Genomic DNA, 20,231 nt, shown 5'->3' with positions numbered 1-20,231 from the left:
ATCATATTCTGCAACGAGCATTTCTATCAATAAGTCGCTGTATTAAAGCGTTTCGCAATAAGCTTGGTAACCATATTAATCAGCAACACAAGTACAATAAGTACCGTTGCTGTACCGTAAGCTTGGTTCCATTCATCAACAGAAAATAGCTCCGTCGTTAACTTATAGAGATGAACGGTTAACGTTCTACCTGAATCCAATAGAGATTCTGGTACGCGCGCGACCATGCCTGCGGTTAAAAACACCGGAGCCGATTCACCAATTACTCGACCAATACTAAGAATGACCGACGTTAGAATACCCGGCGTTGCACTTGGCAATATTAAACGCCAGATAGTATATATTTTTGAAGAGCCTAACGCATACGACCCTTCGCGATACGTTTGTGGTACCGCCATCAATGCCTCTTCTGTAGTACGAATAATAACCGGAAGAATGAGGATACTTAGCGTCAATGCACCGGATAATATTGAGAAACCTAACCCAAGGACACCAACAAAAAAGGTCATGCCGAACAGACCAAATATAATGGATGGTATACCTGCTAGGGATTCAGTACAAAAACGGATTATTTTAACTAGGCGACTGCCCACTTTGGCATACTCAGTTAGATAAATCGCCGTCATTATCCCCAAGGGTGCGGCCACTGAAATAGAGGCAATAACCATATAAATGGTTGAAATGATCATTGGGAAAATACCCTTGTCCTCACCTGTTGCAGTGTAGTCTGTAGAGATAAATTCCCAGTCCACATATTGCAGGCCGTTAGAAAGGATGTACCAAATGATCCAGAACAAGAAACCGACCGTCAGCGCCGCCGCGCCCCAGATTAAAGTGATAAGGACTTTATCCTTGTTCTGGCGAGCTTGTTTAAGTTTTACTGTATCCATAATAATTACTTCGCTCTCTCACGGTTTAGGTAAAGCAGCGCCGCATTTAGCACCATAATAAATACCAGTAACACGACGCCTGTGGCGTAAAGTGCACTCGCGTGAACACCGCTAGCGTAAGACATTTCTATCGCAATATTCGCCGTTAATGTACGTGCTGCATCTAAAATGCCTTCTGGCATTGCTGGTGCATTCCCCATCACCATAATAATTGCCATGGTTTCACCAAGAGCACGACCGATACCTAAGATAACTGCGGTCATGATTCCTGAACGTGCAGCGGGAATCAGTAACTTAAAAATGGTGAACACACGAGAGGCTCCTAACGCTAAGGAACCTTCCTTGTATGAATGCGGCACGGCTCTAATTGATGTTTCAGAAACCGTAATTACCGTCGGCAGAATCATGATACCAAGAACGATAATGCCCGCCAAAATGGTGTTACCAGCGGGGACAGAAAAAACATTTTGTATAAGCGGTACAATGATAACTAGACCGAAGAAACCGTAAACCACTGAAGGGATACCAGCGAGTAACTCAACCGCTGGGCGGATTATATCCGCGAGTCTTTTTGGGGCTATCTCAGCGATAAAAATGGCGGTAAGAACACCAACGGGCACACCAACAATTACCGCACCAAAGGTGGACACTACTGAGGCAACGATCATCGTCAATACGCCATATAGCGCGGGGGGAAGCCAATTTGTTCCTAACACGATGCCAGTAACGCCGGCTTCTTGGAATGCAGGAATACTTTCTACAATGATGGTATAAGCGATCACTGCAAGAGAAAAAGTACCAATAATTGCACTGGTTAAGAATAAGCCATGGAAAATGCGTTCTTTCCAATCAACACCTTTTTTCGTACGTAAACCATTTGATTTAACGCTAGGCATAAGCTTTTCACTATTTGTTGCGATGGTCATATAAAATTCTCACATTTCGATTTATTCGATATGGAAAAGGAAAAGGCTCAGCCCTAAAAGTTAGCGGGCTGAGCAATCATTACAAATGGTCTGGCTTATTTAACAGAGATGTAGCCTTTCGCATCAACAAGTTTCTGCGCGTCGTCGGCTACCATCCAGTCAAGGAATTTTTGAGTTTCAGCAGAAGGTTTGCCTTCTCTGTAGAGGACTAAGAAAGGACGAGCGACTTTGTAGTCACCACTCTTAACATTAGCAACGGTCGCATCAACACCGTCAATTGCAAGCGCATGAACAGATGCATCTACTGTACCTAGAGAGATATACCCGATAGCATATGGGTTAGAAGCGACGTTCGTTTTTAGAGCACCATTACCCGCTGCAACTTGTGCACGTTGAGAGATTGCCGATACTTTTTTACCCGCGATTTTTTGCTTTAGGCTCATGATGTCTTCGAACGCACCACGAGTACCTGATGCAGTATCACGTGTGATAGCAACGATTGGCTTGTCTTCACCACCAACATCTTTCCAGTTAGTAACGTCGCCTTTATAGATAGCCGTTACTTGTGCAGCCGTTAGCCCTTGGATTTTGTTTTTAGGGTTTACCACTACCGCGATTCCGTCACGAGCAACCACAAGCTCTTTAAGTGAATCTTCTTTTTCCGATGCTTTTAGGTTACGAGATGCCATCCCTAAGTCAGCAGAACCATTTTTTGCGGCTTTTACACCAGCAGAAGAACCAGGCCCTTGAACCTCAATGAAAACACCTTCGTGCGATTTCATGTATGTTTCACCAAAAACTTCCATCAGTGGCGTTACACTTGAAGAACCTACAGCTGAGATAGTTTCTTTCGCTGAAACTGGAGTTACTGATAGAGCGCCAAGAAGTGCAATTGCACCGATTACTGTCTTTTTCATCACAATTTCCTTTAGGGGCATAGTTGCCGTATTTGTTTTGTTTGAACGAGAGTAACTTTAGGACTTAAATGTGACAGTTGTGTTTCAGTATATTGAACACTCTGTGACAGTGCGTTTTATTTGGATTATTGGATAACTAAGTTGTTACTTATTGAATATTAAGAATAAAGGAAATTTAGAACATAAAAAGATCAGTAGTTGGCAACGGGTAAAGGGTTAATTTCGTAGGTAATATTACAGCGAATACGAGATATTACGACAAGGGAAAGAATGCGAACTAGCCCGCCATATAGCGTATTTTCGACTGAGCCAATAACGGTGAAACCTTAGATGAATTGAAAGTGCCACAAATTAAAAAGCCCGGGTCCTGTTCTCCGAGACCCGGGCTTTACGGTAAACCTAACTAAGCAAACCCTAATTGCTTGCATGCATATCGTGTGCTGGACTGTGGTTTTCAATATAGGCTTCGTAGCGTCCACGAAGCACGATAGTGATCAGTCCGTAAACAAGGCCAATTACACAGTAAATAAGTTCTGTGATAGTTGCTGACACATAGGTTGCACCATCGACATAAGACATAAATCCAAAGAAGGTACCCGCACCAACAAATAGAGCCGGAACAAAATCAAATGGGGGTATGCGTTCTAAGCAAATACAGAAGATGACCACAATAAAAACAGCGACAGGAAATGCAAAGAATCCAAGGCTAGCCAATACACCGCCCAGCTCCATTATTGCAACCGATGCCACTATGCCAGCGATGTAGCCGAAGAATGCTTTCTTACCCCCCTCAATTGTGCACCCCGCCATAAAGTACATGGCCCATGCTATGAACGCTATCCAACCAAATCCAACATTATTTTCAACAGGCATAAATCCAGCGACCAGTTGGTCCAATATCTGAATGGTAAATGCTAAAAATGCGACGATTACGGGGATAAATAAAAACTGTGAAAATTTCATCTTTGCCTTCCTTAAGCTTGAGCGCTTTTTTCAGTTTCATAGAGGTCATACGCTTGTACTGGCGTCAGGCCGCAATGAACAACACCATTAATGGCTTTTATCATGCCCACCGGACTATCGGACTGGAACACATTTCGTCCCATATCAACACCAGCAGCACCGGCTTGAATAGACCGGTATGTAAGCTCTAGTGCTTCCATTTCGGTGACTTTCTTGCCTCCCGCAACAACAATTGGAACCGGACATGCTGCAACAACTTTTTCAAAATCATCACAGTAATACGTTTTCACTATATGGGCTCCAAGTTCAGCCAAAACACGGGTTGCTAGCATGAAATATCGAGTCGTTCTCGCCATCTCCTTCCCTACTGCAGTCACCCCTAATGTTGGAACACCAAAACGTGCCCCTGCATCAATCGTGTTAACTAAATTCTTTAAACTTTGGCATTCGCCATTTGAGCCGACAAAAACCTGCACCGCGAGACAAGAAGCATTAATTCTAATCGCATCATCAATTTCGACACCGATCACTTCATGGCTCATGTCGTCTTTTAATACTGTGCTCCCTGCACTTGCTCGTAAAATCACAGGCTTATTGTGAATAGGTTGAATACAGCTTCTTAACGCACCTCGAGTGGCCATCAGAGCATCAGCGTAAGGAGCTAAAGGCTCGATTGTCAGGTCCATTCTTTCTAGCCCAGCGGTTGCGCCCATCATGTAGCCATGATCAAACGCTAGCATCACTGTTTTGCCTGTATCCGGTCTAAAAATACGGCTTAGGCGGTCTTTCATTCCCCAATCAACATGATCCATCCCTTTTATATAAAAAGACTGGTTTGCTTGCGGAATATCTAAACCGAAATTTTTGGACAACTTCATACCATCTTTATCTGCCATTTTTTCTCTCCTAGCCTCTTTGTTCTTCTATATAATGAGTAAATGATTCGAAAAGAATCGCCATACTTGTTGCCCCTGGGTCAACAAAACCCACGGCTTTTTCGCCCATGTTTTTTGCGCGTCCACGCGTTGGGATCATAGCGATTGTCTCCTGACAACCTTGCTGTGCAGCCTTAGACGCCATATCAAACATCTGAGCGATACTGGCCCCTTCTTTAGCGTTTATTTCTAATGCTTCAGTCGCTGGAATAAGCGCGTCCAACATTGTTTTGTCACCCTGATGAGCGCCACTAAAGTGAACCAGACGGTCAAGCCCTGCACGAAATGCAGCCGCAACCTCCGAGGGGGAAAGTTCGGGTTCGACCAAGCCAGAGCCGATACCCATAAATAGATTGCCGATTAGCATCCCAGCCGAGCCACCGTCTTGACTCATAATCGTCCAACCAAGCTCATCTACTTGTTTACTCCAATCGCCCACATTTGTTTGCTGCATAGACGCTTCTATGCAATGGCAAACTCGCAGCATGGTGGTTCCGTGATCACCGTCACCAGTTTGTCCATCGAGTTCATTAAGGTGCGGGACTTGCTCCAATAGGCATTTCGCTGCGTGCGCAAACATGCCAAATAACAAATCCTGATTGAATGTGGCCATTATTCTTCTCCTGATTTATGGCTAAACGAATCCCTACGCCAAAGTGCAAAAACACGGCATATAAACTTGAACATTCGTTTTATCGTTTGAAAGAGCTTGCCAGTGAATCGTTGGCAAGCCAGTATTGACCTACTGTTGCGTCCAGTAAGGTGCGTTACATGGCATATCCCAGTAACCTAATGTCTCACCATCAAACTTACTAACACACATCTGGAATCCGGCCATCTCTTGAACCGTGAGTATCTCTTCCACTTTCGAACGTGAGATCGTGGCTCCTTTGTCATTAAGATAAAGATGACTCGCACGCGCAACGATAAACATTTCCATCAACGTAGTGGCACCAGTACCATTAATCATAAGCATAAGATCGTCACCTTTTTTCAGATCGATGGCCTTACAGATCTGGGTTAACATTATGCTGGCTGTATCATCAGCGGTTTGGATCTTCATTCGTCCCCCACCGCCTTCACCATGCTGCCCCATACCAATTTCCATTTCGTCATCGGCGAGGTCACCAATAATCATGCCTGACTGTGGGTGAGTTGCATTACTCATCGCGACCGCTAAAGTCGCCATATTTTGATTGAATTTTTGCGCCACACGGTAGACTTCTTCCAACTCCAACCCGGCCTCTGCGGCAGCACCTGCAATTTTGTATACTGGTACACAACCAGCCAACCCTCGACGGTCTTTGATATCGATATCGATCCCTGCACTGATATCTTCATGGGTAAGCAACATCTTCACATTGATGCCTTCACGTTTGGCCATTTCCATTGCCATATTGGCCGACATCACATCGCCTTCATGGTTAAGTACAATTAACAGAACACCTGCAGGACCGTCAGCCATTTTTAATGCTTCAAATACTTTAGGTGCACCAGGTGCCGCAAAGATATCGCCTACTACAGAGTAATCCAGTATGCCTTCACCTACGTAGCCACTTAACGCCGGTTCATGTCCAGCGCCACCAAGCGTAACGACAGCCACTTTACTCGGGTCTTTTGGAGTGCGACGACAGACAATTTTGTCTGAGACCACTTTTACTTTTTGAGGAAAGGTTAGAGCTAAACCTTGAAGGAGCTCTACGGTGATATTTTCACTATTATTAATAAATTTTTTCATTGTAGGGTTCTCTTAATACGTTATTTGATACACACGTTATTCGTAATCTAATGGCTTTATTTTATAAGAATTGCATCAGTTCTACGGGCGCTTCATCTTCCATTACAAATGCAATCTTTAATGAGTCATTTGCATTAAATGGTTCTAAAAGTACTTTTTTACCTTTCATTGCTTCTTCTAAGTCACTCACTTCATAAGCAATATGTGCGGTTGTTTTTAACTCTTCTGGCATCGGGCTGTCTTCAAGAAAGCGCAACCATTCGATACGGTTTTCACTTTCGTTGAAATCGGTACAGTACAAACCGATATCTGCATTTAACACTTCACCTGTGTGCTCGATATTTGAAGGTATTCCTATGTGATTAAATTTTTTCATTTCTCGCTCCTTGGGTAAAACACTTCTTTTTAGGTAACGAGGCTAATATAGACAGCTCTCAACATTAAAAGCGTGATGTGTATCAACTAAGGAAAATATTTGTAACTATTTGATTTAATAGAATATTTGATATTATTAATATTATTTTTTGAGCAAGTGCAACAACACTGATGGATATTTGAAAGTGAGCAAGTGCAACAGATATAGATCGTAATTTACAGGTTACTTCTATTTTCTCTTAGGCAAGTGCAACAGATAGGCAAGGGATATGAACAGGAAATGATGGGCAAGTGCAACACGTGATTTATGTCTCAATTTTTAAAACTATTCAGTTATAAAGCAATCATCAATCAATTTATCAATCTGCTCAATGGTAAGTTCAGAATGATAATGAAGAATAAATTCCTGACACTGTTCTCGTTCCCAACCAATACCAACGAGCTCTTTTACTAGCTCTTCATACTGTTTTTCTACAATTTGAGTGTGAAATTTTTTTCGATGGATCGCCATACGTTGAGCGAGTTGAGGCTCGTAGCCATAAGGGCCTGAGTTTCTGGAGAGCTCTCGACTTACCGTTGCACGGTGAACGTCGAGAATATGAGCGATATCAGTTTGAGATTTTCCTTCTTTTCTAAGTGCCCATATCTGCAATCGTTTTTCTTCGTTCAACTGCTTATACACTGTAATCCCTCTTAAGATTAGCCTCGCCTTAATGCCAATAGAGTGCAATAAATAAAAGTTATATTCTGTGAGAAGTCGTTTATAACCGCATTAAAAAAGCCCCACTAACAAAGATTAGTAGGGCTTGATATTTTTTGAGTAATCTTACTCTTCAGGCGTTGATGATTCTGGTTTCGCTGCTTTCTTTTTTGGTACAAATACATCATCACCAACTGCGACAGTTTTATAAAACGTCTTATCTCGCTTAACGGGCTTCTTAGCCACTTTCTTCGCATTTGGATGCTGTTTCTTCTTCGAACTATCGCCTTTTTTCACAGCAGGCTTCGGAGGTTTAATTCCTTTAAATTTGCCTTTCAGCCCTTCTAATTCTGCAAATTCAATGTCTTGCTGAAGGAATGACTCTACACGTTTAAAGCTGTCCCAATCTTTCGGACCAACCAAAGAAATCGCATTACCTTTGTTGCCAGCACGACCTGTACGGCCAACTCGGTGCACATACTCTTCCATATGCTTTGGCATATCAAAGTTAACGACATGCGTAACATTGGCAATGTCCAACCCACGAGAAGCAATGTCTGTCGTCACAAGTATTTTATGAACAGCACGTTCAAACTGACTCATGATAGAATTACGTTGTGTTTGGTTCAGGTTACCACTCAGTGCTACCGCTTTAAGCTTCTTCTCGTTCAGTTTTTCTGTCAAACGCTCAGTATCTGCACGTGTTGCTGTGAACACAATGACTTGGCGATACTCAGCTTCACTAATAACCCGGTCTAAAATCGCTTCTTTATGGTCTAAATGGTCACAGAGATAAAATGATTGCGTAATATCCTTGTGCTCTTCATTTGAAAGACCGATTGAAATTCGTTTCGGATCATTTAGCATCTCTGAGGCGATTTCATTCACTTCAGCATGATCCATCGTAGCCGAAAACATAAGTGTTTGACGACGACGATGTTTTGCTAATTTATTGATTTTAAGTAATTCAGGTGCAAAACCTAAATCGAGCATCCGGTCCGCTTCATCCAAAATCAATGTGTCAAGCGTGTCGATAAACAGTGACCGATGTTCAATATGATCGGCCAAACGACCAGGTGTCGCGACAATGAATTTTGGGTGTTTTCTTAGCGCTTTAACTTGGTCGTTAAAGTTTTCCCCACCGACAATAAGAGTCGCGGTATAAGAAAGGCCACCTAACATACCACGCAGCTCACCATAAACTTGCTTAGCAAGCTCACGAGTTGGCGCAAGAATAACGGCTCTAGGATCTCTCGCTGAGAACGATTTGGTTTTTAGAGACTTATGCAGCATTGGCAACACAAACGCCAATGTTTTTCCTGACCCAGTTTTTGACGATGCCATTAAATCTTTGCCAGCAATCGCAACAGGAATTGCTTGCTGTTGGATGTCTGTCGCTTGTTTGAATGCGAAATGGTTAAGGTTTTTCAGTAAACGATTATCTAGGCCGAGGTCTTTAAACTGCAAAAGTTTGTTCTCCGATTTTAAGGTAAAAAATAGCGCGCCATAATAACGCAGATCCCTATCTAATAGATAGCGATCACAAAAATTATTATCGTTTATTTTTTAGTCAAATGATCGATTTGACCGAAGAGTCGTCTTTACAGAGTCAATTGGGATAGCTCAAATTACCTTGAATAATATCATTCAATATATCAACTATCGGCTGTTGCCTCCCGATGGGTAAACTTCATTTGATACATTCTCTGATCGGCGTGACGAATGAGTTCGTCAATATGAATACTGTCATTTGGGAAGTTTGCAAAGCCTATGCTGGTAGAAAGCTCGTAATGGGTATCTTCATGCCTAAACGGGCGATGAAATATTGACTCGAGTACTTTACAAAAATCGTCACCCGAGCTCAAAAATTCTTCTGGTACTACAACAGCAAATTCATCGCCACCAATGCGAAATGGATAAGATTTCATGCTTCGATTCAAATTAAGACGCTTAGCGACTTCGATTAGGGCTTTATCGCCTACCTGATGCCCATATTTATCATTTATTTGCTTGAAGCCATTTAGGTCTAAAAGAAAAAGGTTAAATGACTTATTTTCATTGTTTAATTCATCGACCACGTTAAACAGCGCCAATCGATTTGGCAATGAAGTCAATGTGTCCGTCAACGCAAGGCACCGACTATATTTCAGCTCCTTGGCAAATATCAATCCAATAATGGATATGCAGACGACCAGTAACAGAAGTAACGCTGTTTGCATCTGCTCTAAATTGTTTACTTGATTTCGCCTTTCTAAATACAGAGGACTTGCTATACGGAAATTTCGATTTATATAGTCGACTAACTGTTTATGTATCTCAGTGGTTCTGTTTACAAATTCAGTTGAGCTCTTCGATTTCGTTTCATCAATAGCCTTCAGTAGAGGTTCAACCTTTTTGAACTCATCAAATAGATCTGTAAAAAAAGGTCTCGTCCCTGTCAATGCCATAAAATCATCTGATTCTGCCCCCATCAACAATAGGTCAAAGCGGCTCCATGCAAGGTCGTATTTAAGTATGACACTTGGCAGATGATTGTCACCATCGCCTAAATGGCTCGCATTCGATGCAAGCTCTAATAACTCTTTATTTAACTGAAAAAGAAACCATGTTGCTTGGTTTTGTTGGCTAGAAAAAGAAGCCACCAGTTTCTTGGTTTCCCCCAATATGTAAATATTGGCTATCAATATAATGGTCGCAAACATTGACAGCAACAACTTCGCTGTACCTGAGTAAAGATGAGCCTTTTTAATAGAACGTTCTATTTTCATAGGCTATCGATTTGAATTTTTTCTAACTGCCAGATCATCTGAGCGTGATATAGGCTGTCATCAATTCTCGGAAAATCAGAAAGCGAGTATATTATCCAATAGGGTCCTTTTTCTCGTATTGTCATTTCCTTCCCATCTTTTAGATAGGCGATAATAGGATCAAATTTTTCTATATCACTCTTAACAATCTCGACGGAATAGTCATTTAACGCGCGGAAGGTAACAATATCTGGGATGGCTCCAAACTGTTTGGTCAGAAAATACTCTAATGAGACACCCGTAAATTCCGCTTCACCAGTAAACCAAGGCAAATGGGTTTTATAGCTTATTGAAGGCATGGATTTAAGTTCATCAAACGTGACTATTTTTACTGGCTTATTTGAAACTTCTAGAATTAAATCACGTGCTAAGCCAACTGGGCTTAGCAATACCACCATTAATCCAAAGATAAGAACTCGCATGTAATCTCCTACATATCAAATCTTTATTATGTCGAGATAAATTATAGGCCCTGTCACGTTTAGTTACAAATTAGTAACACCTTATTAACCCACCTAAACGACATGAGTAGCGCATCATTGCGTCTATGCGGTATTGTGATTCTGCTCTAGCATCTCTAACAACTTCGCATGAGTTTTGTTGCTTTCTTCTAAAGATTTCGCCGTTATCTGAATAGAATTTGCCATGCTTGCGACATTACCCGTCGCCGCCAATATAGTGCTCTGCATAGGTCGAATGACAAACCAATACAAACAGGCAATGACAATCGCTAACCCGACCACGACCAAGATTAGCACGATGAGTATATTCATTTTCAGATCACTCAGAAATACCCGGGCATTTGCGACAACAGATTCTCTTGCTTTGGTAATGGCCTCTGGCAGTGCTTCCACTACTTCTGTTGATGACATGGCCAACTGACTAATATTTCCTGACGTTGAGGTAATTATTGCCGCTTGTTCTGGCGTAAGTTCTTGGTTATCGGATATCCGATTTAACGCTTCAATTACCTGCTTCATGGACTGATTGGTAATCAATATCGCTTCTTCAATTCCCTTCGTATCCACCACAATATCTAACTCAATAAGTGGCCCACGCATTTCGGGTTCGACAACCAATTCATTTTCAGCAGAAGAGAAGCCACTAAACATCAAACAACAGACCACTAACATTCGAAACATCACGCAATATCCCTATTAAATAAGTATTTATTATCATCAAAGAAGACTTTAGCGTATCTACAAGGCAAATGTGTATTTTTTTCAGAAAAGAAAAAGCCTTTATCTGATAGTTGTCTTGTAGGTAGGTTGATACTAAACACTAGGCAAGCAATCCATTTAAGAACTTCAGAATACTTTTATTTAGTTACAGTGATCAATTGAAATTACACTAGTTTTTTAATAGATTTACTTACATATGCACCTGAACGATTTTTTGTCATCAACTCAGACCTCTCATCAATATCCATAGTTAAAACGACATATCCCTCATATTCGTCTTTCCAATTCTGCTATCATTCGTATCACTTTGAATTGATGTTCACTTCTATAGCAGATAGAATTATCCGTTATAGAGATGGATGATTAAACTAAACCAGAATACGTTGAATGACACCTGAGTATTACATTCAGATCAAAATGAAACAAAGAACGATACCAAGCTTCCTCAATGACCAATTTATATAATCAATTAGATATTAAAACATAAATATTTCACGTTCAGAGGAGATTGAATTCTCTTAAAAACATATCGATATCTTGAATATCTAATTCAGTAAGAGGGTAATCAGGTTTGCGGCAATAGCCGGTAGAAATAATACCTCGCCTAGTTAATATTTCTTTTTCTATTGATATAATATATTCACAATTCGACATCCATTTATTTATATATTTCAATAATTTATTGTGGAGAGTTCTTGCCTTTTCCCGCTCACCATTTCTCCACAATTGATAAGTTGACACATATATTTCAGCAAATGAGCAACCGGGCATGACTCCTTTGCCTCCGTTATCAAGCATGTCTAACATGTACAAACCAGCATAGCCATTCATAATAACCGCGTCTGGTATACATCTCAGTAATTGTTTTGTATATTCAACTGGTGGATTACACTCAATTTTGAATACCACATTAGGGTGATTATCACTGATTTTTTTCATATCTTCAGGCGAAATCGTCATTCCTGTTTCTGTTGGAGCATACTGAATAAAAACAGGTATATCGACCGAACCTAGCACACTTTTAATATGACTAATTATATGTTCTGAGCTCGGATTTAAAAAAAATGGAGGTAACAGCATCAATGAATCAAAACCTTGACGCTGGTATTTTATGGCTTGTTCTACTGCTAATTCTGTTGCGTGCTCCGTAATAGAAATGCAACTGAGTATTTTATGTTTTGAAGTTATTTCATGGAAACAATCAGCTAGATTTTCCTTCTCATATAAATTTAGTTTGTAGAATTCACTGGCAATTCCAAACAAGGTCAATCCATTGCAACCTATATTTACCAGATGTTCTACCAACCTTCTAAAACTCAAAATATCAACTTTACCAGAAGCATCGAATGGCATTGCAACAATGGGGTTCACACCTATAATATCTTCAGGCTTTATCATTTTAAAATCGCTCCATATGCTGCAGATGAAACTCGTTCTCGGTATAAACGTAAAAAACCTTTAGGTATTTCTTTGTGCAAACGAGTCCAAGAATTTCTACGGGTACCTAACATTGCATCATCGACATGTAACGTGATTTTTCTTGTTGTTAAGTCCAAGCTAATTTCATCACCATTATTTACTAATCCAATCAAGCCACCTTCATAGGCTTCTGGTGATATATGTCCTACAAAGAGACCACGGTTTGAACCAGAAAATCGACCATCCGTAATTAATGCACAGCTCTCTGATAAACCCATTCCCTCGAGTAATTTCATTGGCTTATACATTTCAGGTAACCCTGGGCCCCCTGTCGTTCCTTCATAACGAATTACTACAACACTACCTTCTTGAATTTTATCGTTCATTATCGCCTCAACAGCAGCCTGTTCAGACTCAAAAACGACAGCTTTACCAGTAAACTTAAACATAGCTTTAGGCACAGCAGCAGGCTTAACCACCGAACCCAATGGAGATAAGTTACCTTTTAATATACCAACGCCAGCTTCTGGTAAAAAAGGATTATTTAATGTTCGAATTAATTCTCGATTAGTCGAGATCTGAATACGTTCCAAACACTCCTGCTTCGTACCTAAAACCGTGACCGCATCTAACTCAAGCAAAGAGGAAAGCTCCTTCTCTACCGCTGCCACACCTCCAGCCTCAAAAAAATCAATCATATCGTATTTAGATGCAGGATAAATCGATGCTACCAAAGGAATTTTCTGACTCATTTTATCAAAAATATCAAGGTCTAATTCACCTAACTCTGCTTCGTAATGAATGGCCTGAAGATGAATAATTGCATTCGTCGAACCACCCGTTGCTAGGAGCGTGCAAATTGCATTATGTATACCTTTTTTAGAAATAATCTTCCGTGCAGTCAACCCTTCTGCCAACATCTCAACAATACGAACACCGCTCTGATAGCCAACTTCTAATCGTTGTGGATGCACGGCAGGAATAGTTGAAGTTTGAGGTAAAGTCATACCTAATGACTCAGATAGACAACACATGGTATTGGCCGTGCCATACATAGCACACGAGCCAATAGTTGGCTCTGCCAGATCTTCTATTTTGCGAAACTCTTTGTCATCTATCTGCCCTTTGTTTTTCCAACCTATCGCTTCAGTAACAATATTTCCATCCCAATGTTTCCCGGCGTACTCTGCCGGATACATTGGTCCTCCATTAACTAAAATAGCTGGAATATCCAATCGAGCCGCGGCCATTAGCATCCCCGGTACAATTTTGTCGCACGAGCCAAGTAACACCATTGCATCAAAATTATGAGCCCTGACCATCACTTCTATCGACGCAGCGATGACTTCACGGGCGGCCAATATATAACGCATACCAATATGGCCTTCCGCAATTCCATCACAAGGAGCGATGGTGCCAAAAGTCATCGCTGTACCTCCGGACTCTTCGATACCTCTAATCACTTCAGCTCCAACCACGTCCAAATTCGCATGACCTGCAGTTGCATTAGTATAACTATTTACTACAGCAATGATTGGCTTTCTAAGGTCACTATCACTGTGACCCATGGACTTGTACAAAGCACGCTTAAGTGCACCATTGTCTTCTTTCAGTATCTCGTTGTAATGAGAAGTTAAATCCCCTACACCACACGAACCACATGATCCGCAATTACTCATCTTTACCACTCCGCAAAAGAACCATCTTTGTTTGACCAATGAGGGTTTCTCCATTTCGGCTCAGTTAACGCCTTTTCATGTTGTTCTCTCATGAATTCTTCCTCGATTTCAATACCAAGACCCGGACCATTAATATTCAAGCAATAACCGTTATCAAACTCAAATACATCTTTATTCTCGACATAATCAAGAACGTCACAACCTTTGTTGTAGTGCATTCCAATACTCTGTTCTTGAATAATTGCATTTTGACAAGTAGTGTCAATATGAACTGAAGAAGCTAAGGCGATCGGGCCAAGTGGGCAATGCGGTGCTAACGCCACATCATAAGCTTCCGCCATTGAGGCTATTTTTTTAAGCTCAGTTAAACCACCACAGTGACAAATATCCGGTTGAATAATATCAACGCCTCCATGCTCCAATAGCTTTTTAAATTCCCAGCGTGAGTGCAATCTTTCACCCGTAGCTATTGGAATTGCGCCATACTGAGCAATTTCATGGATACAATCAAAATGCTCAGCAAGTACAGGTTCTTCAACAAACATAGGCCGCATAGGTGCTAACTCTTTCATCATGATTTTCGCCATCGCTTTATGAACGCGTCCATGAAAATCAATACCAATCCCAAAATCTTTGCCCATTGCATCTCGTAAACCTTGAACTCGGTCCAGCAACGCATCAATTTTACTAAAGTCATCAATAAAATTGAGTTCTGCCGTCCCGTTCATCTTTATTGCATTAAATCCAAGCGCTTTACGTTCTTTAGCCATACGCACTACATCATCAGGCCTATCACCACCTATCCATGAATATGTCTGTATTTTGTCTCGGCACTTGCCACCCATTAATTGATATACAGGGGTATCTAACGCCTTTCCTTTAATGTCCCATAATGCTTGGTCAATACCTGATAGCGCGCTCATCATCACGGCGCCACCGCGATAGAATGTCGAACGGTGTAGGTAGTTCCAATGAAGTTCAATATCCCTTGGGTCTTTGCCTATAAGGTATTCCATTAATTCATCAACACAGGTGTGAACAGTATGTGTCCGCCCTTCTAGGCTTGGCTCACCCCAACCAACTATACCTTCATCGGTAATTATCTTTAGGAATCCCCAACGAGGAGCAACAATAAATTTTTCATAACCTACAATTTTCATGACGTAACCTATTTAAATAAATCTGGTAAAAAAGTAATAACGCCGGGCATAAATACCAACGCGATTTGTACAAGTAACATACTGATTAGAAATGGAATTACAGCGCGAGTTAGTTGGACCATAGATGATCCAGTAATGCCTTTTGCGACAAATAAATTGACACCAACAGGTGGCGTGATTAGAGCAAGTTCAGTCCCCACGATAAGAATGATGCCGAAATGGTATGGGCTAATACCGAGTTGAACTAAAATAGGTAAAAACAACGGTGTATAAATTAAAATCTGTGCAGCCGTTTCAATAAATAAGCCAGTAAACATAATCAAGGCGACAAAAATTAATAAAATTATTGTTGGGTTGTCCGTTAATTCTAAAATTGCTTCCCCAATCTGTTGCGGAATCATGCTAATGGTCAAATACCGGGCAAATGCTGTGGCAAAACCTAAAATAATGATGACACAACCGGTGGTTAGCGCGGCTCTTGATACCGTAGGAATCAGATCCTTAAAACTCATTTCTTTGTGAATAAAGAAACTTACAATCAACGTATAAATAACCGTAATACAAGCCGCTTCCGTTGCAGTAAAAATACCTGAATAAATACCACCTAAAATAATAATTGGTGTTAACAACGCCCATTTTGCATCAAGGAAAGTTTCTTTTATTTTTGATAGTGAAAAGTCTTCGTCTTGCCCTTTATAACCACGTTTTTTCGAAATAATATAAACTGTAAGAATAAGACCAAAACCGATCATAGCTCCGGGTGCAAAGCCAGCTAAGAACATATCGCCAATAGATATTTCAGCAGTAACCGCATAAATAATCATTGGTATAGATGGTGGAATAAGAATCCCCAGAGATCCTGCCGATGCCGTCAACGCTCCAGCAAAATGACGGTTGTAACCTTTCTCTATCATCGAAGGCACCATCATTGAGCCGATTGCAGCGACTGTAGCTGGTGACGAACCCGAAATGGCTGCAAAAAACATACAAGCCACAACAGTAACGATCCCTAATCCACCAGCCGTACGACCTACTAAACTAGAGGCAAAGTTAACTATCCGCTTAGAAAGCCCACCTTTTTCCATCACAAAACCCGCCATGATGAACATAGGGATTGCTAAGTAGGTAAAAGAATCCAGTGAGGTAAATGCCGTTTGGGCAATGAACGAAATAGGAATATCTGCGAGTATCAACGCGAAAGCAGTACACATACCGATGCTAATCGCAATTGGCATTCCTATTGCGAGTAAAGCGATAAAAACGAACATAGTAATTAGAAATGCTTCCATTATTTTATTCCTCGTTCATCTTCTATTTTTCTCAATGCTTCTTGTGCTTCACTGAGCGCATATTCATGTTCAAGATTGCCGTTAATTCGACGGTATACTCGTTGAATTAATCTCAGTGCGATTAAATAAAAAGTAAACGGAATAATCGCGTATACCCAACCTGCTTGCCATTCAAGAGCAGGTGTTGTTTGTTCAATGCTGATAGCATCCATTGAAATATGTAAACCGAAATATCCCAGCCAAATCATAAAAGCAGCGAACGACAAATCAATTATAGAATCTAATATTTTTTTACTACTTCCTTTTATAACTCCATCTATAACTTCTACACGAACGTGAGCACCACGGACGACAGCAAGACTTGCAGAGAAATAAACTAATGCAATAAAAACATATCTAGATAATTCTTCAGTCCAAGAAAGTGAGAAATTAAAAACAAACCTAAATAATATTTGTAAAAAACACAGGATTATTAAAGAAATAAAAAGAAGTGTACTTATATATTCCTCAATATTGTCTAAAAATGAAGTTTTTTTATTAATCATAACGAAACCATATATTAAAATAGGGCTGCATTACACAGCCCTTGAATGAAAAATTACTGCAGCTTAGTCACTTCTTTTGTTAGTTTCTTATATAATTCTGGATTAATTTTGGCTGCATATTTTTCTACAATGGGAGCCACTTTTTCATGCATTTCCGACTTCACTTCCACGGATAACGGAGTATAGATTAGACCTGCGTCAATCATATTCTGTAACGATTTTTCATCTTGAGATTTCACAGAAATACGCATGTGCTCAATAGCTATACGAGCGGCTTCTTGCATCGTTTTCTGCTCTTTCGTCGTTAAACCATCATAAAACTTCTTACCAACGACGAATACTACCCAAGAGTAAACATGACCAGTATTGGACACGTATTTTTGTACTTCATACAACCGCTGAGAATAAATGTTTGTATAAGGATTTTCTTGTCCATCAACAACACCCTGTTGCAACGACGAGAACAGCTCAGAGAAAGCCATTGGTGTTGGATTAGCACCTAGTGCACGAAACGCGTCAAGATGAGCCTTGTTTTGCATAGTACGCAGCTTTAGACCTTTCATGTCAGCCACTTTTTCTATAGGACGAACATTATTAGACACATGACGGAAACCAAAATTACCGAAACCAAGACCAACGTAGCCGGCATTATCAAGTTTAGATAAGAGCTCTTTACCCCATTCACCGTCTACTATCTGATTAGCAATATTTTCGTCTGGGAAAATAAATGGGAGAGTTAAAATGTTAAAGTCCTTAACTATATTACCAAGTACAGCTGGTGAAGGTAGGTTCATTTGAGTTGCATTAAACTTAACCTGTTCAAGCGCTTCCAAATCGCTACCTAATTGGTTACTTGGGTAAACTTCCACATCTATTTCGGTATTATCTTCAATGTGTTTTTCAAATTTCTTCATTGCAACAAATTCAAAATGAGATTCAGGCACTCCAATTCCGATACGCATATCTTTTGCTTGAACATGTAATGACATGGCCATTAGAGGTATAGTTATTAAGGCAGTAATTTTATTTAGTTTCATAGGGTAACCTTTTAATTTTTATGTGTTATGTGTTATGTGTTGTATATTGTTCCAACTATCTCTATACGCTTTAGCACGTATATTTAACTCTAAGGGCTTCATACCCTTTTTATACAAAGCTGACCCTAAACCGAAACCATCTGCACCCACTTCTAAGTAAGATTTCATCTGTTCAGAGTTTGCTTCAATACCTCCAGTGGGACAGCAGATCACTTCAGATGGTAATACTGATTTGATCGCTTTCACCCCTAATGGTTGAATAAGTTCCGCTGGAAAGAATTTTAATGCTGTAACGCCACAATCTACCGCTGAAAACGCTTCTGTTGCAGTTTGTACTCCTGAAAAAACCACGCAATCATGTGTCCTTGCCAAACGAATAACATCTGGATTCATGTTGGGTGTCACAATTAATTTGGCACCAGTTTGAAGAACAGGTTTTAGTTTCTCGATATCCGTCACTGTCCCTGCCCCAATAAAAGCTTTATCTCCATACTTTTCCACCAATTTCTCAATGCTAAATATTGCTTTAGGTGAGTTCAATGGCACTTCAATAAAGCGAAAACCGTTGTCAATTAAAACCTCAGCCATATCCAACACTTCGCTTGGTTCGACACCACGTAAAATTGCAATTAATGGCAGTTCTTTAAACCATAGGTTTTTTCTTAGTTGGTCACTATTCATTGTTATTCCCATTGTTATATATTTTATTCATACCCTTCAAAAAACAGTCGTCACCATTAATAACTTCAAATTTAATATTTAGGTGATTTAATGAGATAGTATAAATGTCTGACAGTTTTTTAGATCCAATTAAATAAAGCTTTTCAGATGCATCAACGCAAGAAAACTCATGACCTATAAGCATTCCTGAGATATAACAATGAACGTGACACTCTTCTATTTTTTTAAATAGCCTTAACGTTCTTGCGCTAAACAAAACATGATTTAGAGGATGATTTTTACCTATATCTATGCCTCTAATAAAGCTCTCTTCATTAAATTTCTGTTCAGGTAATGATTTGCTCAAAATACTATGGTCGGTCAATATTGAATATAGCTCTCCGGTCATTATTGTTGAATAACGATCTAGTTTTCCATTCTGCCAGTATGCGTGCTTACTATGAGTGCCATATAAAATTGCAGTAAAATCTTGTTGGACTATTTCGCTTAGTCCGATCAATTGAACTTCTTCACCTCGCATTACCTCAAAACTACCAAAGCCATTCTCATAACTTACACCCGATACAATCTTACCTTTGTTGCCAGAGAGAAGTTCTACCTCATGAATGTTTTCAAGAAGATCATTTACTGAAGCGGGAGCACAAACGTAAGGGACTTCGAGCCAACCCTGCTGTGAACCAACCATACCAGCCATGATTACCGGTAATGACCCGAAACTTTGGGTCCAGCGCTCTATTAATCCGTCAAATATCGACGGATACTGACCTTGCTCAACAGATAGCAACCCCCTTGGTTGTTCGATTGTATCTATGCATTCACCGTTAACGGACATTAAAAAGGCCCTAAAATTTGTCGTTCCCCAATCTACAGCAATCCAATTAGTTTCCATTCCAACCTTCTCTTTATGTATTACCTGAATGTTCACCTTGTATTACAAGGGCTATTAAACTAAACGACCACGATAGTAATCATCGCAGCGTTTAATTTAT

At 40.3% G+C, this 20,231-nt stretch carries 21 protein-coding genes; all 21 read right to left on the bottom strand.

All coding sequences use genetic code 11. From position 1 onward, the window contains the following. Positions 1 to 26: 26 nt before the first annotated feature. The 21 genes from pstA to IUZ65_RS20925 all read right to left on the bottom strand — a co-directional run bounded on the left by pstA (position 27) and on the right by IUZ65_RS20925 (position 20,131). Positions 27 to 890 (bottom strand): phosphate ABC transporter permease PstA, encoded by an 864-nt coding sequence (gene pstA / locus IUZ65_RS21025; protein ID WP_195705973.1) that lies wholly within the window; start codon positions 888 to 890, stop codon positions 27 to 29. Positions 891 to 895: 5 nt separating this feature from the next. Then, on the bottom strand, positions 896 to 1,816 hold the full coding sequence (pstC, locus tag IUZ65_RS21020; protein ID WP_195705972.1) for a phosphate ABC transporter permease subunit PstC: 921 nt from the start codon (positions 1,814 to 1,816) through the stop codon (positions 896 to 898). Between the two features lie 95 nt (positions 1,817 to 1,911). Continuing rightward, positions 1,912 to 2,733: a phosphate ABC transporter substrate-binding protein gene (locus IUZ65_RS21015; protein WP_195705971.1), complete on the bottom strand. Its 822-nt coding sequence runs from the start codon at positions 2,731 to 2,733 to the stop codon at positions 1,912 to 1,914. A gap of 414 nt (positions 2,734 to 3,147) precedes the next feature. Continuing rightward, on the bottom strand, positions 3,148 to 3,696 hold the full coding sequence (locus tag IUZ65_RS21010) for a DUF1097 domain-containing protein (RefSeq protein WP_195705970.1): 549 nt from the start codon (positions 3,694 to 3,696) through the stop codon (positions 3,148 to 3,150). A gap of 11 nt (positions 3,697 to 3,707) precedes the next feature. Beyond that, on the bottom strand, positions 3,708 to 4,592 hold the full coding sequence (gene lsrF / locus IUZ65_RS21005) for a 3-hydroxy-5-phosphonooxypentane-2,4-dione thiolase (protein WP_195705969.1): 885 nt from the start codon (positions 4,590 to 4,592) through the stop codon (positions 3,708 to 3,710). Between the two features lie 10 nt (positions 4,593 to 4,602). Then, positions 4,603 to 5,244, bottom strand: coding sequence for a DAK2 domain-containing protein (locus tag IUZ65_RS21000; RefSeq protein WP_195705968.1), 642 nt, complete (start codon positions 5,242 to 5,244; stop codon positions 4,603 to 4,605). Positions 5,245 to 5,373: 129 nt separating this feature from the next. Continuing rightward, a complete protein-coding gene (locus IUZ65_RS20995; RefSeq protein ID WP_195705967.1) occupies positions 5,374 to 6,369 on the bottom strand; it encodes a dihydroxyacetone kinase subunit DhaK in 996 nt (331 codons plus the stop codon). 61 nt (positions 6,370 to 6,430) lie between these two features. Further along, a complete protein-coding gene (locus IUZ65_RS20990; RefSeq protein WP_195705966.1) occupies positions 6,431 to 6,745 on the bottom strand; it encodes a VOC family protein in 315 nt (104 codons plus the stop codon). A gap of 324 nt (positions 6,746 to 7,069) precedes the next feature. Beyond that, on the bottom strand, positions 7,070 to 7,426 hold the full coding sequence (locus IUZ65_RS20985; protein ID WP_195705965.1) for a helix-turn-helix domain-containing protein: 357 nt from the start codon (positions 7,424 to 7,426) through the stop codon (positions 7,070 to 7,072). Between the two features lie 144 nt (positions 7,427 to 7,570). Beyond that, on the bottom strand, positions 7,571 to 8,911 hold the full coding sequence (locus tag IUZ65_RS20980; protein ID WP_195705964.1) for a DEAD/DEAH box helicase: 1,341 nt from the start codon (positions 8,909 to 8,911) through the stop codon (positions 7,571 to 7,573). 188 nt (positions 8,912 to 9,099) lie between these two features. After that, on the bottom strand, positions 9,100 to 10,212 hold the full coding sequence (locus tag IUZ65_RS20975; RefSeq protein WP_195705963.1) for a GGDEF domain-containing protein: 1,113 nt from the start codon (positions 10,210 to 10,212) through the stop codon (positions 9,100 to 9,102). Beyond that, on the bottom strand, positions 10,209 to 10,673 hold the full coding sequence (locus IUZ65_RS20970) for an oxidoreductase (RefSeq protein WP_195705962.1): 465 nt from the start codon (positions 10,671 to 10,673) through the stop codon (positions 10,209 to 10,211). The genes IUZ65_RS20975 and IUZ65_RS20970 overlap by 4 nt, the downstream gene beginning before the upstream one ends. Positions 10,674 to 10,796: 123 nt before the next feature. Continuing rightward, entirely contained in the window at positions 10,797 to 11,393 is a 597-nt protein-coding gene (locus IUZ65_RS20965; protein WP_195705961.1) for a hypothetical protein, read from the bottom strand. Between the two features lie 537 nt (positions 11,394 to 11,930). Continuing rightward, on the bottom strand, positions 11,931 to 12,830 hold the full coding sequence (locus tag IUZ65_RS20960; protein WP_195705960.1) for a dihydrodipicolinate synthase family protein: 900 nt from the start codon (positions 12,828 to 12,830) through the stop codon (positions 11,931 to 11,933). Beyond that, the gene (ilvD, locus tag IUZ65_RS20955; protein ID WP_195705959.1) at positions 12,827 to 14,530 is read right to left on the bottom strand and encodes a dihydroxy-acid dehydratase; all 1,704 of its coding nucleotides are present in this window, start codon (positions 14,528 to 14,530) and stop codon (positions 12,827 to 12,829) included. The genes IUZ65_RS20960 and ilvD overlap by 4 nt, the downstream gene beginning before the upstream one ends. Before the next feature lie 2 nt (positions 14,531 to 14,532). After that, entirely contained in the window at positions 14,533 to 15,690 is a 1,158-nt protein-coding gene (gene dgoD, locus IUZ65_RS20950) for a galactonate dehydratase (protein ID WP_195705958.1), read from the bottom strand. An 8-nt stretch (positions 15,691 to 15,698) separates the two neighbouring features. Beyond that, on the bottom strand, positions 15,699 to 16,979 hold the full coding sequence (locus IUZ65_RS20945; protein ID WP_195705957.1) for a TRAP transporter large permease: 1,281 nt from the start codon (positions 16,977 to 16,979) through the stop codon (positions 15,699 to 15,701). Beyond that, positions 16,979 to 17,524, bottom strand: coding sequence for a TRAP transporter small permease (locus tag IUZ65_RS20940; RefSeq protein WP_195705956.1), 546 nt, complete (start codon positions 17,522 to 17,524; stop codon positions 16,979 to 16,981). The genes IUZ65_RS20945 and IUZ65_RS20940 overlap by 1 nt, the downstream gene beginning before the upstream one ends. A gap of 53 nt (positions 17,525 to 17,577) precedes the next feature. Further along, complete coding sequence (locus IUZ65_RS20935) at positions 17,578 to 18,561, bottom strand: TRAP transporter substrate-binding protein (protein WP_195705955.1); 984 nt, start codon at positions 18,559 to 18,561, stop codon at positions 17,578 to 17,580. An 18-nt stretch (positions 18,562 to 18,579) separates the two neighbouring features. Continuing rightward, positions 18,580 to 19,242: a 2-dehydro-3-deoxy-6-phosphogalactonate aldolase gene (locus tag IUZ65_RS20930; protein WP_195705954.1), complete on the bottom strand. Its 663-nt coding sequence runs from the start codon at positions 19,240 to 19,242 to the stop codon at positions 18,580 to 18,582. Beyond that, complete coding sequence (locus IUZ65_RS20925) at positions 19,235 to 20,131, bottom strand: 2-dehydro-3-deoxygalactonokinase (protein ID WP_195705953.1); 897 nt, start codon at positions 20,129 to 20,131, stop codon at positions 19,235 to 19,237. Before IUZ65_RS20925 ends, IUZ65_RS20930 begins: the two co-directional genes overlap by 8 nt. Positions 20,132 to 20,231: the final 100 nt, after the last annotated feature.

Source organism: Vibrio sp. VB16, assembly GCF_015594925.2.
GTDB lineage: Bacteria > Pseudomonadota > Gammaproteobacteria > Enterobacterales > Vibrionaceae > Vibrio.
This window is presented reverse-complemented; position numbering and strand designations above follow the sequence as displayed.

Excerpts from the sequence above, each read along its gene's own strand:
- ilvD (WP_195705959.1), bottom strand. The coding sequence starts at position 14,530 with ATGAGTAATTGCGGATCATGTGGTTCGTGTGGTGTAGGGGATTTAACT.
- IUZ65_RS20990 (WP_195705966.1), bottom strand. The coding sequence starts at position 6,745 with ATGAAAAAATTTAATCACATAGGAATACCTTCAAATATCGAGCACACA.
- IUZ65_RS20975 (WP_195705963.1), bottom strand. The coding sequence starts at position 10,212 with ATGAAAATAGAACGTTCTATTAAAAAGGCTCATCTTTACTCAGGTACA.
- IUZ65_RS20935 (WP_195705955.1), bottom strand. The coding sequence starts at position 18,561 with ATGAAACTAAATAAAATTACTGCCTTAATAACTATACCTCTAATGGCC.
- IUZ65_RS21010 (WP_195705970.1), bottom strand. The coding sequence starts at position 3,696 with ATGAAATTTTCACAGTTTTTATTTATCCCCGTAATCGTCGCATTTTTA.
- IUZ65_RS20960 (WP_195705960.1), bottom strand. The coding sequence starts at position 12,830 with ATGATAAAGCCTGAAGATATTATAGGTGTGAACCCCATTGTTGCAATG.
- pstA (WP_195705973.1), bottom strand. The coding sequence starts at position 890 with ATGGATACAGTAAAACTTAAACAAGCTCGCCAGAACAAGGATAAAGTC.
- IUZ65_RS20930 (WP_195705954.1), bottom strand. The coding sequence starts at position 19,242 with ATGAATAGTGACCAACTAAGAAAAAACCTATGGTTTAAAGAACTGCCA.
- dgoD (WP_195705958.1), bottom strand. The coding sequence starts at position 15,690 with ATGAAAATTGTAGGTTATGAAAAATTTATTGTTGCTCCTCGTTGGGGA.
- IUZ65_RS21015 (WP_195705971.1), bottom strand. The coding sequence starts at position 2,733 with ATGAAAAAGACAGTAATCGGTGCAATTGCACTTCTTGGCGCTCTATCA.
- IUZ65_RS20940 (WP_195705956.1), bottom strand. The coding sequence starts at position 17,524 with ATGATTAATAAAAAAACTTCATTTTTAGACAATATTGAGGAATATATA.
- IUZ65_RS20970 (WP_195705962.1), bottom strand. The coding sequence starts at position 10,673 with ATGCGAGTTCTTATCTTTGGATTAATGGTGGTATTGCTAAGCCCAGTT.
- IUZ65_RS20925 (WP_195705953.1), bottom strand. The coding sequence starts at position 20,131 with ATGGAAACTAATTGGATTGCTGTAGATTGGGGAACGACAAATTTTAGG.
- lsrF (WP_195705969.1), bottom strand. The coding sequence starts at position 4,592 with ATGGCAGATAAAGATGGTATGAAGTTGTCCAAAAATTTCGGTTTAGAT.
- IUZ65_RS21000 (WP_195705968.1), bottom strand. The coding sequence starts at position 5,244 with ATGGCCACATTCAATCAGGATTTGTTATTTGGCATGTTTGCGCACGCA.
- IUZ65_RS20945 (WP_195705957.1), bottom strand. The coding sequence starts at position 16,979 with ATGGAAGCATTTCTAATTACTATGTTCGTTTTTATCGCTTTACTCGCA.
- IUZ65_RS20995 (WP_195705967.1), bottom strand. The coding sequence starts at position 6,369 with ATGAAAAAATTTATTAATAATAGTGAAAATATCACCGTAGAGCTCCTT.
- pstC (WP_195705972.1), bottom strand. The coding sequence starts at position 1,816 with ATGACCATCGCAACAAATAGTGAAAAGCTTATGCCTAGCGTTAAATCA.
- IUZ65_RS20965 (WP_195705961.1), bottom strand. The coding sequence starts at position 11,393 with ATGTTTCGAATGTTAGTGGTCTGTTGTTTGATGTTTAGTGGCTTCTCT.